The following is a 13,404-nucleotide window of genomic DNA, read 5'->3' as shown; positions in this document are numbered from 1 at the left end:
CGTGAGTCGCATCGTGGCTGTCAGATCCGCCAGAGTCCTGCTCACCGGCTTCGAACCCTTCGAGCAGGAAGCGCGCAATCCCTCCTGGGACGCCGTGCGCGAGCTCGATGGCTGGAAGGTCGGCCGCGCGACCGTGCATGCGCGCCTGGTGCCCTGCGTCTTCGGCGATGCCATCGACGCCTTGCTGGCGGCCATGGACGAGCTCGAGCCGCAGCTGGTGCTTTGCATCGGCCAGGCGGGCGGTCGCGCGGAGTTCACGCCGGAGCGCATCGCCATCAACATTGACGACGCGCGCACGGCCGACAACAAGGGCCGGGAGCCGATCGACGTGCCGGTGGTGCCGGGCGGGCCCGCGGCGTACTTCTCGACGCTGCCGATCAAGGCGATGGTGCGCGAGCTGCGCGCGGCGGGGGTGCCGGCCTCGGTGTCCAACAGCGCGGGCACCTTCGTGTGCAACCACATCTTCTACGGGCTGATGCACCGCATCGCGACGCAGCCGGGGCCGGGGCTGCGGGGCGGCTTCATCCACATTCCCTACCTGCCGGAACAGGCGGCGCGCTTTCCAGGGGCGCCGAGCATGTCGCTGGAGACGATGGTCAAGGCGCTGCGCATCGCGGTGACCACTTCGCTGGCCGTGGAGCACGACGTGGCGGAGACCGGCGGCCAGCTGCACTGAGCGGCCGCGGGCGTCCGGGGATCGGTCAGGCGGGGAAGTTCTTCGCGAGCCAGCGGTTGAGCGCGGCGTTGACGATGTCGGGCTTCTCCATCGTCAGCATGTGGCCGCAGTCGGGTACCCACACCACCTCGGCCTGCGGCAGAAGCGCTGCCATCTCGGTGGTGCATTCGGGGGGGGCGAGCTTGTCCTCGTTGCCGCACATCAGCAGCACCGGCGTGCGCACCGATGCGAGGTGCAGGCGCGCGTCGGGCCGCCGCATCACTGCGCGGTTCTGGCTGATGAGCTGCTGCGCGCCCGCGCCCAGCACGATGTCGAGGTAGCGCTGCACCAGCGCCTCGTCGGCCGCCTGCGCTGGGTGGAAGGCGAAGTAGACGTTGGGCTCGATCACGTCGCGCAGCTCGCCGCGCTCGAAGTATTCGATGGCGCCTTCGCGCAGCGTGAACATCTCGGGTGTCTCGGGCCGCGCGCTGGTGCCGAGCAGCGCGAGGCCGGCGATGCGCTGTGGCGCCTGGCGGGCGGCTTCCATGGCGACCATGCCGCCCATCGAGGCGCCGCACAGCACCAGCTGGCCCTCGTTGTCGCGCAGCACGGCCGCGGCCATGCCTTCGATGGTGTCGTTGTGCCGCTGGACGTCGCTCACGCGGGCGCCGAAGGCGGAGGGAAGGGCGGGCAGCTGGGCTTCCCAGATGCGCTCGTCGCAGGCGAGGCCGGGCAGCAGGATCAGATTGGGCATGGGCAGGGATTCTGCGCGATTGCGGCCCGCGGCGCAGCGGCATAGGTCGCGGCATAGGCCTCATGGCCAGCAGTCATTTCGCGCATGCCTCGGCACACTCGCAGGCAATGCAGAGGAACCCCGCAATGAATCTTGTCGAACGCGTCCAAGCCATCCTGCTCAAGCCGAAGGCCACCTGGCCCGAGATCGACGCCGAGCCGGCCGATGCCGCATCGCTCTACAAGAACTACGTGATGATCCTCGCGCTGATCCCGGCGCTGGCCAGCTTCATCGGCCTGTCGCTGATCGGCGTCGGCGCCTTCGGCGTGAGCTTTCGCGTGCCGCTGGCCTCGGGGCTCGCGAACATGATCGTGGGCTACGTGCTGTCGCTGGTGATGGTGTTCGTGCTCGCGCTCATCATCGACGCGATGGCGCCCACCTTCGAGGGCAGCAGGAGCCAGATCGGCGCGCTCAAGCTGTCGGCCTATGCGAGCACCGCCGCGTTCGTCGGTGGCGTCTTCAGCCTGCTGCCTTCGCTGTCGGTGCTGGGTGCGCTGGCGGCGCTGTACGGCATCTACCTGCTCTACACCGGCCTGCCGGTGCTCATGAAATGCCCGCCCGACAAGGCCATCGCGTACACCGCCGTGGTGGTGGTCTGCGCCATCGTCGGCGGCGTGGTGATCGCCTGGGTGCTGGCGCTGCTCACGCCGTCGCCAATGCGACTGGGGGCGGCCCCTGCGGCCGACACCGTGGTGGCGGTGCTGCAACAGGCGGCGCGGGCGAATACCTGAGCGTCGTGCGCACGGTGGAAAATGGGCGGCAATGCCAATGCCAATGCCAACGCCCAAGCCCGACACCACCACCGACCTGATCCTGATCCGCCACGGCGAGACCGCCTGGAACCGCGAGCTTCGCTTCCAGGGGCATGCCGACGTTCCGCTCAACGACATGGGCCACGAGCAGGCCCGCCGCCTCGGCCTGCGACTGGCCAGCGAGACGGCGGTGCGGCACATCTTCAGCAGCGACCTCATGCGCGCGCAGCAGACCGCGGCGCCCGGCGCGCAGCAGCTGGCGCTGCCGGTGGTCACTTCGGCGGCCCTGCGCGAGCAGTTCTTCGGCGTGGTCGAGGGCATGCGCTCCGACGAGATCCAGAGCCTTCATCCCCGCGCCTGGGAAGAGTGGCTGGAGTTCCGCGAGGACCACGCCATGCCCGAGGGCGAGACGGCGCGCGAGTTCCACGCGCGCATCATCGCGGCGCTGGGCAGCATCGCCGCCGCGCACCGGGGGCAGCACCTGATCGTCGTCACCCACGGCGGCGTGCTCGACATGGTGTGGCGCACCGCCAGGGGCCTGAGCCTGAGCGGGCCGCGCCGAAGCGAGATTCCCAACGCGGGCTTCAACCGCATCCGCATCGCCGACCCCTCGCGGCCCGACGACATCGAGATCGTCGAGTGGGCCGACGCCCGCCACCTGGCCGACCTGCCGCCGCAGCCGACCTACGACCAGACGCGGCACCTGAAGAGCAAGGACTGAGGCGGCAGCCTCAGCCGCAGCTGCCGGCCTTCGGCGTGCGCAGCAGCGGCTGGCCGGCGCCCACGCCCGTGGGCTTGCCGCCGTCGACCGCGAGCTGGCCGTTCACCAGCACCGTGTTCACGCCTTCCGACAGCAGCGCCGGCTGCGTGTAGGTGGCCCTGGCCGCATAGCGGGCCGGATCGAACACCACCACGTCCGCGTAGTAGCCCGGACGCAGGTGGCCGCGCTGCTTCAGTCCCAGCGTGTCGGCCGTCAGCGACGAGCTGCTGCGGATGAACTGCGCCAGCGAGATCGTGTGCTCCTTGACCACATACTGGTCGTACTTGCGCGCGAAGGTGCCGTAGGCGCGCGGATGGCCCAGCGACGAATCCGACGAGGTCATGACCCAGGGCCGCTTCATGAAGGCGCGCACGTCGTCGTCGCTCTGGTTGAACGAGGCGATCATCAGGTCGCCGTCTCGCAGCACCGCGATGGCGGCGTCCACCGGATCGGCGTTCGATGCCTTGGCCACGTCGGCCAGCGTCTTGCCCACGTACTTCGTGCTTCCGGCCGAGAACAGGATGGCCTCGGGGCCGCCGCGCAGCCGCAGGTTCTCGCGCATGTCCTTGCGCAGGCGCTCCTGCTGCGAGGCGTCGTCGAAGCGCTGCAGCGTTGCCGCACGGCCGCCTTCGTTGGCCCAGGGCGGCAGCAGCGCGGCAGAGAAGCGGGTGCTCGACGCGGTCCACGGATAGTGGTCTGCCGTGATGTCCAGGCCTTGCGCGCGCTCCTTCTCGATGCGCCTGATGATGTCGCCGCTCTGGCCCTGCACGTCGACGCCCAGCGCCTTGATGTGCGCCACGTGCACCGGCAGCTTCGCCTCGTGGCCGATGCGGATCACCTCGTCGATGGAGCCCTTCAGGCCGATGTTGTACATGGACTCGTCGCGGATGTGGCTGTCGTAGAGGCCGCCGTGCCGCGCCGCCACCTTCGCGAGCTCGATGACCTCCTCGGTCTTCGAGAAGTTCTGCGGCGTGTAGAAGAGCCCGGTGGAGAGGCCCAGCGCGCCTTCGCACATGCCCTGGCTCACACGCTTCTTCATCGCCTCCAGCTGTTCGGGCGTCGGCGCGCGGTTGGCCTCGCCCAGCTCGCTCATGCGCACCGGGCCGAAGCCCACGTACATGGCCACGTTGGTGCCCACCGGCGCCGCGCGCAGCTTCTGCGCCTGCGCAGCGATGTCGAAGCCACCGAAGCCGTCGTTGCCGATCACCGCGGTGGTCACGCCCTGCGTGATGAAGGGGATGTTCAGCCGCTTCTTCGGGTCGCCGGAATGCAGGTCGGCGTCGGCATGCGTGTGCGCGTCGATGAAGCCCGGCGCCACCACCATGCCGGTGGCGTCGATGACGCGCTTCGCGGTGAACTGCGTCGGCGCAGCCTTGCCCGCGAACACGATGCGATCTCCCGCGATGCCCACGTCGCCCACCACCGGGGTGTCCGAATCGCCGGTGTAGACGGTGCCGCCGCGCAGCAGCAGGTCGAGGGCGACCGGGGCGCCGTCTGCGGCATGGAGGACGGGTGCGAAAGGCGCGAGGGCCGAGAGAACGGCCAGCGTGGCGAAGGACTTGTGCATGGAAGGCCCGGCCCGCGAAGGGCGTGTTGTCTGCATGGATGGAGCGGCCAGTCTAGGAGCCGTCCGCACGCTGTCGCCAATTCCTTTTGCACCATGTCCCATGACCTGAAGGCATGGGCCGCCGGCGCTTGCGCCATCTTGTTCAGGCGAGGCCGGTGGTGCCTCCGGCCAGCTGCCCGAGTCCGAGCCGGGCATACACGCCTGCCGTCTGCCGGCGCAGGCGCAGCGACTCGGGCTGTCCGTTGAGCTGCTGCTGCAGGATGCCCTGTGCCGCGGACAGCGAAGCCTGCGTGCCGCTGCGCACCAGCGCGTCGAGATACACCTGCTCGAACAGGTCGCGCTGCGCGTGGCTGCCGCCGATCTCGATCATGCGCGGCAGGGCCGTGCCCAGCCCTTCGATCGCCGCCGCGAGATCGCCGTGCGCATGCGCCACCAGTCCGTGCGCCGCCGGCACGCATACGCGCTGCCATGCCGCGCGCGTCGATGCCGGCGCGTTGGGCGCGAAGGCCACGATATTGCGCAGCAGGACCTCGGCCTCGGGACGGCCGGCGCGCGCCAGGCCGTAGAGGTACTGAAGGTCGAGGAAGGGCAGTACGTGGTCGGCCTGCCGCTGGCGCAGGTGGTCGGCGACGTCTTCCCAGCGGCGGCCCACGTCGATGCCCGCGAGCTCCAGCCGCGCGAGCAGCGAGACGGCGCCGATCTGGTCCTGCGAGTAGTCCTTCACCACGCCCCAGGCATGCTCGTCGTACACCGCGAGCGCCTCGGCATCGCGGCCCAGGTCGATGAGGAACAGCGCCATGTGCCACCAGTTGTGCGTGACCATGAACGAGTTGAGGCCGATCCAGGTGTCGCTCACGCTTTCCATGAACGCCAGCCCTTCGGAGAGCCGGCCCTCGGTGAGCATCACGTGCGCCAGCGCATGGTGCGCCCACGGCTCCTTGCGGCACATGGCGATGGCGCAGCGCGCGCTCGCCTCGGCCTCGCGCATCAGGTGGCACTGCTCGTAGCCGAAGGCCGCCATGCCGTGCACGTAGGGCACGTCGGCGGCATGGGGCAGCACCGCGAGCGCGAGCTTCAGCATGCCGGGGCAGTCGCCGGTGTTGAAGCAGTGGTACTGGCCGAGCTTGACCGACACCAGGTCGCGCGGATGCTCGCGGGCCTGCTCGGCGTGCAGCGCGATGGCGCGGGCGATGTCGCCCTCGGCCCAGGCTTCGATGGCTGCGATGTAGCGCTGCTCGCGCGGCGTTGCGCGCGCCGCGCCGGCGCGTGCCTTCGCAAGGAAAGGGCGCGCGTTGGCCGCGGCTTCCCGCGATTCGGCGAACAGGTGCAGCGTGGCGCAGTAGGCCTGCACGATGGGGCTCGCGTCGGCATCGGCTACCGCGAGCAGGTTGACCGCGCGGGCCTCGCTGGAGATGAAGCCCATGACGAAGTCGTCGACCAGCGGCAGGCTGGCGGCATCGTCGAGCGTGAGCGGGTTGCCGAGGCTGTCGGAGAGGGAATTTGCGGATGGCATGACGGCATGGTGCCATGCCCCGGAATGCTTCGGCGTCGCACTGTTTTCCACCGCGCCATTGCCGTGCCCGCAACGCAGGAAGTTGCGACTGCCAAGGCCAGGAACACCGCGGAACCGGCTTTGCCGGGCCGCTGGTGTTGCACCCGGCGAGGGGGCGGCAGAAGCGACACGAAGTGCGCGGAGCCTGGGGGTGAATCTATACGCCGGCCTGCTGGTGGCGGTACTCCTGTGTCCTGCCGCCGTAGCCGTAGGCCGCGCCGCGTGCGTCGATCACGTGGATGTACGACACCTCGTGCAGGTCGGGCCTGATCTTCGCCATGGCGGCGTGCACTTCGCGCAGGTAGCGTGCCTTCTCGGCCTTGGTGTTGGTCTCGTCGGTGATGCTGATGTCGAGGTGGAAGGCCGACTTGCCCAGCGAGGCCAGCGACTGCCCGCCGATGAACCATGCGTCGGCGGCGATGTACTGCACGGTGATGGCGATCACCGGCAGCTGCTTGCCGAGCACGCTCTGCGTGAGCTCGGCGACGGCATCGACGGTCTTGCGGGTGAGCTCGGCATCGGGTTGGCCGGAGAGGTGGACGACGATGTGGGGCATGGCGGACTCCTTGGATGAATGGGTTGTCGATGGGGTGATTGTGGGAACCGCCAAGCAATCGGAAAAGCGGGAAGATATGATGCGTTCCATCGGATAAACGGATGGATCAACGATGCAGGGATTCGACCTGGAGCAATTGCGCACCCTGGCCGCGGTCGTCGACGCGGGCAGCCTCACGGCGGCCGCGCCGCGCGTCTTCCTCTCGCAGTCGTCGGTGAGCGAGCAGATCCGCAAGCTGGAAGAGCGCGCGGGGCAGTCGCTGCTCACGCGCAGCAAGGCGGGCGTGGCGCCCACCGAGGCGGGCGTGCGGCTGCTGGGCTATGCGCGGCGCATCCTGGCGCTGAGCGACGAGGCTTTCCGCGACCTGCATGGCGAGACGCTGGAGGGCGAGCTGCGGCTGGCCGTCACCGACTACTTCCGGCCCGGCGACCTCACGCGGCTGCTGGGACGGCTCGGCGAGAGCTATCCCCGGGTGCGGCTGCACGTCACCATCCTCAAGAGCGACGCGTTGCGCTCGGCCTATGCGCACGGCGATTTCGACGTGGGCATCGCGATGAACATCGCCGGAGCCTCCGTGCCCGAGGCGCGGGGCGCGGTGCTCAGGCGCGAATCGCTGGTGTGGCTCGGTGCGGAGGGCATGCGGCTGGTGCGCGGGGAGCCGCTGCGGCTGCTGGCCCTGCCCGACACCTGCTCGCTGCACCAGTTCACCGTGTCGCTGCTGCGGCGCCGGCGCGTGCCCTATGCGCTGGCGCATGTCGCCTCGGGCGTCGCGGGGCTTCAGTCGGCACTGGCGGCGGGGCTGGGCGTGGCCTGCCTGAACGAGTCCGCCATCAGCGACGGCGTGACGCGGCTGGCGACCCCGCACGGCCTGCCGGCGCTGCCGCGCGTCGCGTTCCAGTTCCTGGCGGGGCGCAAGGGCGAGACCGCCTTCGTGACCCGGGCGAGGGAAATGCTGGCCACTCACCTGATGTGACAAACCGCGCCAGGGGTGGCGCGGGATTTGCGTCACCCCCGCCATGGATGCGCCACCTCCCACGACCTCCCCGCCGAACCTGCTGCGGCACACCCGCTTCGACGACGCGCAGGCCATCTTCTCGGGCACGCTCTTCGTCGCCATCGCGATGATGCTTTTCGGGCAGGCCGGCCTGCTCACCGGCGGCACGGCCGGCGTCGCGTTCCTGCTGCACTACGCCACAGGCGCGAGCTTCGGCAAGCTGTTCTTCCTGGTCAACCTGCCGTTCTACTGGTTCGCCTGGCGCCACATGGGCCGGGCGTTCACGCTCAAGACCTTCTCTGCCATCGCGCTGCTCTCGGTGATGACCGACCTGGCGCCGCGCTACCTGTCCATCTATTCGCTGCATCCGGCCTTCGCGGCCGTGCTCGGCGGCCTGATGCTGGGCACCGGCTGCCTGTTCCTCGCCCGCCACCGCGCCAGCCTGGGCGGCGCGACGGTGCTCACGCTCTATCTGCAGGAAAAGCGCGGCTGGCCGGCCGGCAAGGTGCAGATCGGCATCGACTGCACGGTGGTGCTGCTCGCCCTGTGCGTGATCCCGCCGCAGCGGGTGGGCTGGTCGGTGCTGGCCGCGGTGGTGATGGGGCTCTTTCTCTGGATCAACCACAAGCCCGGGCGCTATGCGGCGACCTGAGGTGCTCCGCTAGCGGCCGGGCGGCAGGGGCCAGGGCCGCTGCGGTTCGCGGATCTGCTCGAAGGCGCGTGCCACGCGCAGCACGCCGAGGTCGTCGAAGCGCTGGCCGGCGATCTGCAGCCCGATCGGCAGGCCCGAAGCCGAGTACCCGCAGTTCACCGAGGCGGCCGGCTGCTCCGACATGTTGAACGGCACGGTGAAGCCGATGTGCTCCAGCGGCCGCAGCGGGTCGTTGGTGGGCGAGGGCGCCTCGGCCGCGGCCGGCATGTTGGGCGACACGGGCGAGATCACGTAGTCGAAGCGCGCGCAGGCGCTCACGGCGGCCACGCGCGTCGCATGGAACTGGCTGAAGCCGCGGAACACGTGTTCGCCGCTGAACTCCGCCGCGCTCTCGGCCCATTCGCGGATGTAGGGCAGCACCTTCGCGCGCTGGTCGGCGCGCAGGCTCTTCATGTCCACCAGCGAGCGCATGCGCCAGAAGTGGTCCATGCCGTCGAGCATGGCCTGCGACATGAAGGGCTGCATCGGCTCGATGACGGCGCCCGCCTTCTCCAGCAGGCGCGCAGCCTGCTCGACCGCTGCCTGGATCTCTGGCTCCACCGCCAGCCCGCAGCCCGCGTCGAGCAGCAGGCCGAAGCGCAGGCCGCGCAGATGGTCGGGCGCGACGTCGAAGCTCGCCCAGGCGATGTCCTGCGGCGGCAGGCCCATGCTGTCGCGCGCATCGGGCTTCGACAGCGCCTGCATCAGCAGTGCCGCGTCGCCCACGGTGCGCGTCATCGGCCCTGCCGCGCGGCCCATGTAGGGCGGATCGATGGGAACGCGTCCCAGGCTGGGCTTGAGCGTGAAGACGCCGCACCAGCTCGCGGGCAGGCGCAGCGAGCCGCCGATGTCGGTGCCCAGGTGCAGCGGACCGTAACCGGCCGCTGCAGCCGCACCGGCACCCGCGCTCGAGCCGCCGGGCGTCAGGCGCAGGTCCCACGGATTGCGCGCCAGCGTGTGGAAGCTGGAGAGACCCGAAGACAGCATGCCGTAGTCCGGCATCGTGGTCTTGCTCAGGATCACCGCGCCGGCTTCCTTCAGGCGCGCCGCGGGCGGGGCATCCGCGCTCGCGGGCTTCAGGTCGACGGCGGCGGTGCCTGCCGGCATCGGGTCGCCGCGCGTCGCGATGTTTTCCTTGATGGTGGCCGGCACCCCGTCCAGCGGCCCGCGCGCATCGCCGCGCAGCCAGCGCGCCTCCGAGGCCCGCGCCTGTTCGAGCGCAGCCTCGGGCCTGAACAGCCAGGTGGCCTGCAGATGCGGCTCCCAGCGCTCCAGCTGCGCGATCACGTCCTGCGTGACCTCGACCGGCGAGAGCTTGCGGTCGCGGTAGGCGGCGGAAAGCTCCTGCGCGGAAAGACTGCTCAGCAAGGCGGCATCGGACATTGCTTCACTCACTCAAGCTCTGCATTCCGAGCGATTCACAGCGCACGAGATGCCCATGGCTCCTTCGTGGAACACCGTGGAACCGGCTTTGCCGGGCCACCGGTGTTGCCCCCGGCAGGGGGTTGGCGAAGCGACACGAAGTGCGCGAAGCCTGGGGGCGAGCCTCATCAACTCCACGACAGTGCGGAGAGGTCGTTCACGAAGATGGGGTTCTCTTTCCAGATGCCCTTCACGTTCTTCTTCGCGACGGTCGGGAACTGCGGCTGGTACAGGAACCCGTTGGCCGCATCGGTGGCCAGCATCTTCTGTGCGTCGCCCAGCAGCTTGTTGCGCTCGGTGGCGTTGGCGGTGGTCTTGATCTTGTCGAACAGCGTGTCGAAGGCCTTCGACTGGTAGCCCCAGTAGTAGTCGGGCTTGGCGTAGTTGCCGAGGTCGAAGGGCTCCACGTGCGACACGATCGACAGGTCGTAGTCCTTGTTGCCGTAGGTGCCGCTGAGCCACTGGGCCCACTCGACGTTCTGCACCTTCACCACGATGCCGATCTTGGCCAGTTGCGCCACGATCACCTCGCCGCCCTGGCGTGCGTACGGCGGCGGAGGCAGCGTCATCTTCAGTTCGAGCGGCGTCTTCACGCCGGCCTCGGCCAGCAGCTTCTTGGCCTTCTCGATGTCGAAGGGGTTGATGCCGGTGGTGTCGACATAGCCCGCCGCGCCCGGCACGTAGTGGCTGCCGATGGGCACGCCGAAGCCGTCGGCTGCGCCTTCGATGAAGGCCTTGCGGTCGATGGCCGCGAGGATGGCGCGGCGCACGCGAACGTCGTCCAGCGGCTTCCTCTTGTTGTTGATCGACAGGATGGTCTTGGCGCGCGAACCGGCCAGGATCACCTGGAACTGCGGGTTCATCTTGAACTGCTGCACCACGCGCGTGCCGATGCGCGGGAACACGTCGATGTCGCCCGAGAGCATGGCCGCGGCCTGCGCGGCCGTGTCGGAGATGAAGCGGAAGGTGACCTTGTTGATCTTCGCGGTGGCCGGGCTGCGGAAGCCTTCCCACTTGCTCAGCGTGATCGACGAGCCCTTGGCCCAGTTGTCGAGCTTGTAGGGGCCGGTGCCGACCGGCTTGGTGGCGTTGCCGTCGGCGCTCTTGGGCTCGACGATGACGGCTGTGGCCTGGCCCAGCACGAAGGGCAGGTCGGGGTCGATCTCCTTGTTGATGATGACCACCGTGTAGTCGTCGACCACCTGCGTGCTGAGGTTGGCGAAGGTGCGCTTGTCCTTGTTGGTGCTCTTCTCGCTGCCGGCGCGGTCGAACGAGAACTTGACCGCGGCCGCGTTGAAGGGCTCGCCGTTCTGGTACTTCACGCCGCGCTTCAGCTTGAAGGTGTAGGTCTTGAGGTCGGGGGAGATCTCCCAGCTCTCGGCCAACAGCGGCGTGACGCTGCCGTCGGAATTGATCTTGGTGAGCGTCTCGAGGATGTTGTACTGCACCACCTCGGCGATGGCGGCCGCGGCGCCGGTGGTCGGGTCCAGCCCCGGCGGTTCGAGCGCCATGCCGATCACGATGGCGTCCTTCCTGCCCTGCGCCATGGCGGCGAGCGGGCTGGCCAGCGCAACGGCGGCGCCGGCGGAGGCAAGGAGGGTGCGACGGTTCAGCATACGTGTGATCTCCGGAAAAACATGCCAGGTTCGAATGGCGGACGACTGCTGCGGCGCGCGCCGTGCCCCGAAGGGATGCGCGGCACCGCGAAAGACACGACACGCAGCACGAAAGATGCCACCTGCGCGATCGGCCATTTTCATGCAGAGGGCGCGCCGCCGCGCGGCCCGCGGGCCGGTTTTTACTCGGGAGCTTCCCGTAGTGCCCTGCAGCGGCTGCGGCAGAGGCGCGCCGGGCTCAGGCCCAGGACAGGGACGCGATGTCGTTCACGAAGATCGGCGTGTCCTTCCACAGCCCGCGCAGGTTGCGTCCGGCCACGGTGATGAACTGCGGCTGGTACAGGAACACGTTGGCCGCGTCTTCCGCCAGCAGCCGCTGGGCGTCGCCCAGGTAGCGCAGGCGGTCGGCCGGGCGCGCCGCGTTGCGCGCCTTCTCGAAGACCTCGTTGAACTTCGCCGACTGGTAGCCCCAGTAGTAGTCGGGCTTGGTGTAGTTGACGAGGTCGAAGGGCTCGACGTGCAGGATCAGCGAGAGGTCGTAGTTCTTGTTGCCGTAGGTGCCGCTGATCCACTGCGCCCATTCGACGTTCTGGATCTTCGCGACGATGCCGACCTTGGCGAGCTGCGCGGCGATGAGCTCGCCGCCCTGGCGCGCGTAGGGTGGGGGCGGCAGCACCAATTCGAGCTCGAGCGGCGTCTTCACGCCGGCCTCGGCCAGCAGCCTCTTCGCCTTCTCCACGTCGTAGGCGTTGATGCCCGTGGTGTCGACGTAGCCGGGCGCGCCCGGCACGTAGTGGCTGCCGATGGGAATGCCCCGGCCGTCGGCGGCGGCTTCGATCACTGCCTTGCGGTCGATGGCCGCGGAGATCGCTCGGCGCACGCGCACGTCGTCCAGCGGCTTGCGCCTGTTGTTGATGGCGAGGATGGTCTTGCCGCGCGAGGCGTTGAACACCACCTGGAAGCGCTTGTCGTTCTGGAACTGCGGCAGGCTGCGCGACACCGATGCGTGCGGGAACAGGTCGACGTCGCCCGAGAGCAGCGCGGTGGTCTGCGCCGCCGGTTCGGAGATGAAGCGGAAGCTGGCCTTGCGGATCTGCACGGAGTCGGCGTTGCGCCAGCCGTCCCACTTGGCGAGCACGATGCTCGAGCCCTTGGCCCAGTTGTCGAGCCGGTAGGGGCCGGTGCCGACGGGCCTGGTGGCGTTGGTCTCCACTGTCTTGGGCTCGACGATGATGGCCGAGGCCTGCCCGAGCAGGAACAGCAGGTCGGGCTCGATCTCCTTGGTGATCAGCACCACCGTGTGCTCGTCGACCACCTGCGTGGCGATGTTGGTGAAGGTTCGCTTGTCCTTGTTGGTGCTGTTGGCGGCCGCCGCGCGGTCGAACGAGAACTTCACGCTCTGCGCGTTGAAGGGCTCGCCGTTCTGAAACTTCACGCCGCGCCGCAGCTTGAAGGTGAGCGTCTTCAGGTCGGGCGAGACTTCCCAGCTTTCGGCCAAGAGCGGCGTGACGCTGCCGTCGGAGTTGATCTTGGTGAGGGTCTCGAAGATGGTGTAGAGCACCACCTCTGCGATCTCCGCGCCGGCCTTGGCCGTGGGGTCCAGCCCAGTGGGTTCCAGCGTGAGGCCGATGACCAGCGCATCCTTTCTCTTCTGCGCCAGCGCGAGCGTCGGCAGGGCCAGCGGTGTCAGGGCTGCGGCGCCGGTGGCGAGCAGGGTGCGTCGTTTGAGCATGAAGCGGAGTCCTCGAAACAGGGGGCAGGCATCATCCGCGACGGCGCGCAGGTGCGCAACCAGATGCTTATGACCCACTCATCCTAAGCAGGATGAGCGACGCTTCGATGTCAGCTCAGCCCGGCAGCAGCGTGCCGCCTGCGGGCGTGCGCGGCACCGCGTCGAGCAGCGTGCGCGTGTACTCGTGCTGCGCGTGCTGGAAGAGATCGGCAGGCGCTCCCTGTTCCACGATGCGTCCCTTGAAGACCACGCACACGTTGTCGCAGAGGTGGTTGACCACCGCGAGGTCGTGGCTGATGAGCAGGTAGCTGATG

General features: G+C 69.0%; 12 protein-coding genes and 1 pseudogene. 5 read left to right on the top strand and 8 right to left on the bottom strand.

The genetic code is table 11. From position 1 onward, the window contains the following. The first annotated feature begins 13 nt into the window (after positions 1 to 13). Entirely contained in the window at positions 14 to 676 is a 663-nt protein-coding gene (gene pcp / locus ACTJLF_RS04565; RefSeq protein ID WP_440882591.1) for a pyroglutamyl-peptidase I, read from the top strand. Between the two features lie 25 nt (positions 677 to 701). Here the strand turns inward: pcp and ACTJLF_RS04560 are convergent, their stop codons facing one another. After that, complete coding sequence (locus ACTJLF_RS04560; RefSeq protein ID WP_440882590.1) at positions 702 to 1,409, bottom strand: alpha/beta fold hydrolase; 708 nt, start codon at positions 1,407 to 1,409, stop codon at positions 702 to 704. Between the two features lie 125 nt (positions 1,410 to 1,534). On the opposite strand from ACTJLF_RS04560, the gene ACTJLF_RS04555 reads away from it, so the two are divergent. Then, on the top strand, positions 1,535 to 2,179 hold the full coding sequence (locus tag ACTJLF_RS04555) for a Yip1 family protein (RefSeq protein ID WP_019658568.1): 645 nt from the start codon (positions 1,535 to 1,537) through the stop codon (positions 2,177 to 2,179). A 43-nt stretch (positions 2,180 to 2,222) separates the two neighbouring features. After that, the gene (locus ACTJLF_RS04550) at positions 2,223 to 2,921 is read left to right on the top strand and encodes a histidine phosphatase family protein (protein ID WP_019658567.1); all 699 of its coding nucleotides are present in this window, start codon (positions 2,223 to 2,225) and stop codon (positions 2,919 to 2,921) included. Positions 2,922 to 2,931: 10 nt separating this feature from the next. Here ACTJLF_RS04550 and ACTJLF_RS04545 read toward each other — a convergent pair whose 3' ends face one another. From ACTJLF_RS04545 to ACTJLF_RS04535, 3 genes are all read right to left on the bottom strand, one after another. Then, positions 2,932 to 4,527 (bottom strand): N-acyl-D-amino-acid deacylase family protein, encoded by a 1,596-nt coding sequence (locus ACTJLF_RS04545; protein WP_440882589.1) that lies wholly within the window; start codon positions 4,525 to 4,527, stop codon positions 2,932 to 2,934. Between the two features lie 142 nt (positions 4,528 to 4,669). After that, on the bottom strand, positions 4,670 to 6,040 hold the full coding sequence (locus tag ACTJLF_RS04540) for a tetratricopeptide repeat protein (RefSeq protein ID WP_440882588.1): 1,371 nt from the start codon (positions 6,038 to 6,040) through the stop codon (positions 4,670 to 4,672). 196 nt (positions 6,041 to 6,236) lie between these two features. Beyond that, entirely contained in the window at positions 6,237 to 6,635 is a 399-nt protein-coding gene (locus tag ACTJLF_RS04535; protein WP_019658564.1) for a tautomerase family protein, read from the bottom strand. A 112-nt stretch (positions 6,636 to 6,747) separates the two neighbouring features. On the opposite strand from ACTJLF_RS04535, the gene ACTJLF_RS04530 reads away from it, so the two are divergent. Then, positions 6,748 to 7,608 carry a LysR family transcriptional regulator gene (locus ACTJLF_RS04530; RefSeq protein WP_019658563.1) on the top strand — a complete coding sequence of 287 codons (861 nt, stop codon included), beginning with the start codon at positions 6,748 to 6,750 and terminating at the stop codon, positions 7,606 to 7,608. A gap of 43 nt (positions 7,609 to 7,651) precedes the next feature. Beyond that, complete coding sequence (locus ACTJLF_RS04525) at positions 7,652 to 8,281, top strand: YitT family protein (RefSeq protein ID WP_019658562.1); 630 nt, start codon at positions 7,652 to 7,654, stop codon at positions 8,279 to 8,281. Between the two features lie 9 nt (positions 8,282 to 8,290). Here ACTJLF_RS04525 and ACTJLF_RS04520 read toward each other — a convergent pair whose 3' ends face one another. From ACTJLF_RS04520 to ACTJLF_RS04505, 4 genes and pseudogenes are all read right to left on the bottom strand, one after another. Further along, the gene (locus tag ACTJLF_RS04520) at positions 8,291 to 9,703 is read right to left on the bottom strand and encodes an amidase (protein WP_440882587.1); all 1,413 of its coding nucleotides are present in this window, start codon (positions 9,701 to 9,703) and stop codon (positions 8,291 to 8,293) included. 167 nt (positions 9,704 to 9,870) lie between these two features. Further along, positions 9,871 to 11,358, bottom strand: coding sequence for an ABC transporter substrate-binding protein (locus ACTJLF_RS04515; protein WP_440882586.1), 1,488 nt, complete (start codon positions 11,356 to 11,358; stop codon positions 9,871 to 9,873). Positions 11,359 to 11,596: 238 nt separating this feature from the next. Further along, positions 11,597 to 13,090, bottom strand: coding sequence for an ABC transporter substrate-binding protein (locus ACTJLF_RS04510; RefSeq protein ID WP_440882585.1), 1,494 nt, complete (start codon positions 13,088 to 13,090; stop codon positions 11,597 to 11,599). 115 nt (positions 13,091 to 13,205) lie between these two features. After that, positions 13,206 to 13,404, bottom strand: a pseudogene (locus ACTJLF_RS04505) (peptide ABC transporter ATP-binding protein); the annotation flags it as partial.

The organism is Variovorax sp. 22077 (genome assembly GCF_052044195.1).
In the GTDB taxonomy this organism is placed as follows: Bacteria; Pseudomonadota; Gammaproteobacteria; order Burkholderiales; family Burkholderiaceae_C; genus Variovorax; species Variovorax atrisoli.
This window is presented reverse-complemented; position numbering and strand designations above follow the sequence as displayed.

Excerpts from the sequence above, each read along its gene's own strand:
- ACTJLF_RS04560 (WP_440882590.1), bottom strand. The coding sequence starts at position 1,409 with ATGCCCAATCTGATCCTGCTGCCCGGCCTCGCCTGCGACGAGCGCATC.
- ACTJLF_RS04555 (WP_019658568.1), top strand. The coding sequence starts at position 1,535 with ATGAATCTTGTCGAACGCGTCCAAGCCATCCTGCTCAAGCCGAAGGCC.
- ACTJLF_RS04550 (WP_019658567.1), top strand. The coding sequence starts at position 2,223 with ATGCCAACGCCCAAGCCCGACACCACCACCGACCTGATCCTGATCCGC.
- ACTJLF_RS04545 (WP_440882589.1), bottom strand. The coding sequence starts at position 4,527 with ATGCACAAGTCCTTCGCCACGCTGGCCGTTCTCTCGGCCCTCGCGCCT.
- ACTJLF_RS04540 (WP_440882588.1), bottom strand. The coding sequence starts at position 6,040 with ATGCCATCCGCAAATTCCCTCTCCGACAGCCTCGGCAACCCGCTCACG.
- ACTJLF_RS04535 (WP_019658564.1), bottom strand. The coding sequence starts at position 6,635 with ATGCCCCACATCGTCGTCCACCTCTCCGGCCAACCCGATGCCGAGCTC.
- ACTJLF_RS04530 (WP_019658563.1), top strand. The coding sequence starts at position 6,748 with ATGCAGGGATTCGACCTGGAGCAATTGCGCACCCTGGCCGCGGTCGTC.
- ACTJLF_RS04525 (WP_019658562.1), top strand. The coding sequence starts at position 7,652 with ATGGATGCGCCACCTCCCACGACCTCCCCGCCGAACCTGCTGCGGCAC.
- ACTJLF_RS04520 (WP_440882587.1), bottom strand. The coding sequence starts at position 9,703 with ATGTCCGATGCCGCCTTGCTGAGCAGTCTTTCCGCGCAGGAGCTTTCC.
- ACTJLF_RS04515 (WP_440882586.1), bottom strand. The coding sequence starts at position 11,358 with ATGCTGAACCGTCGCACCCTCCTTGCCTCCGCCGGCGCCGCCGTTGCG.
- ACTJLF_RS04510 (WP_440882585.1), bottom strand. The coding sequence starts at position 13,090 with ATGCTCAAACGACGCACCCTGCTCGCCACCGGCGCCGCAGCCCTGACA.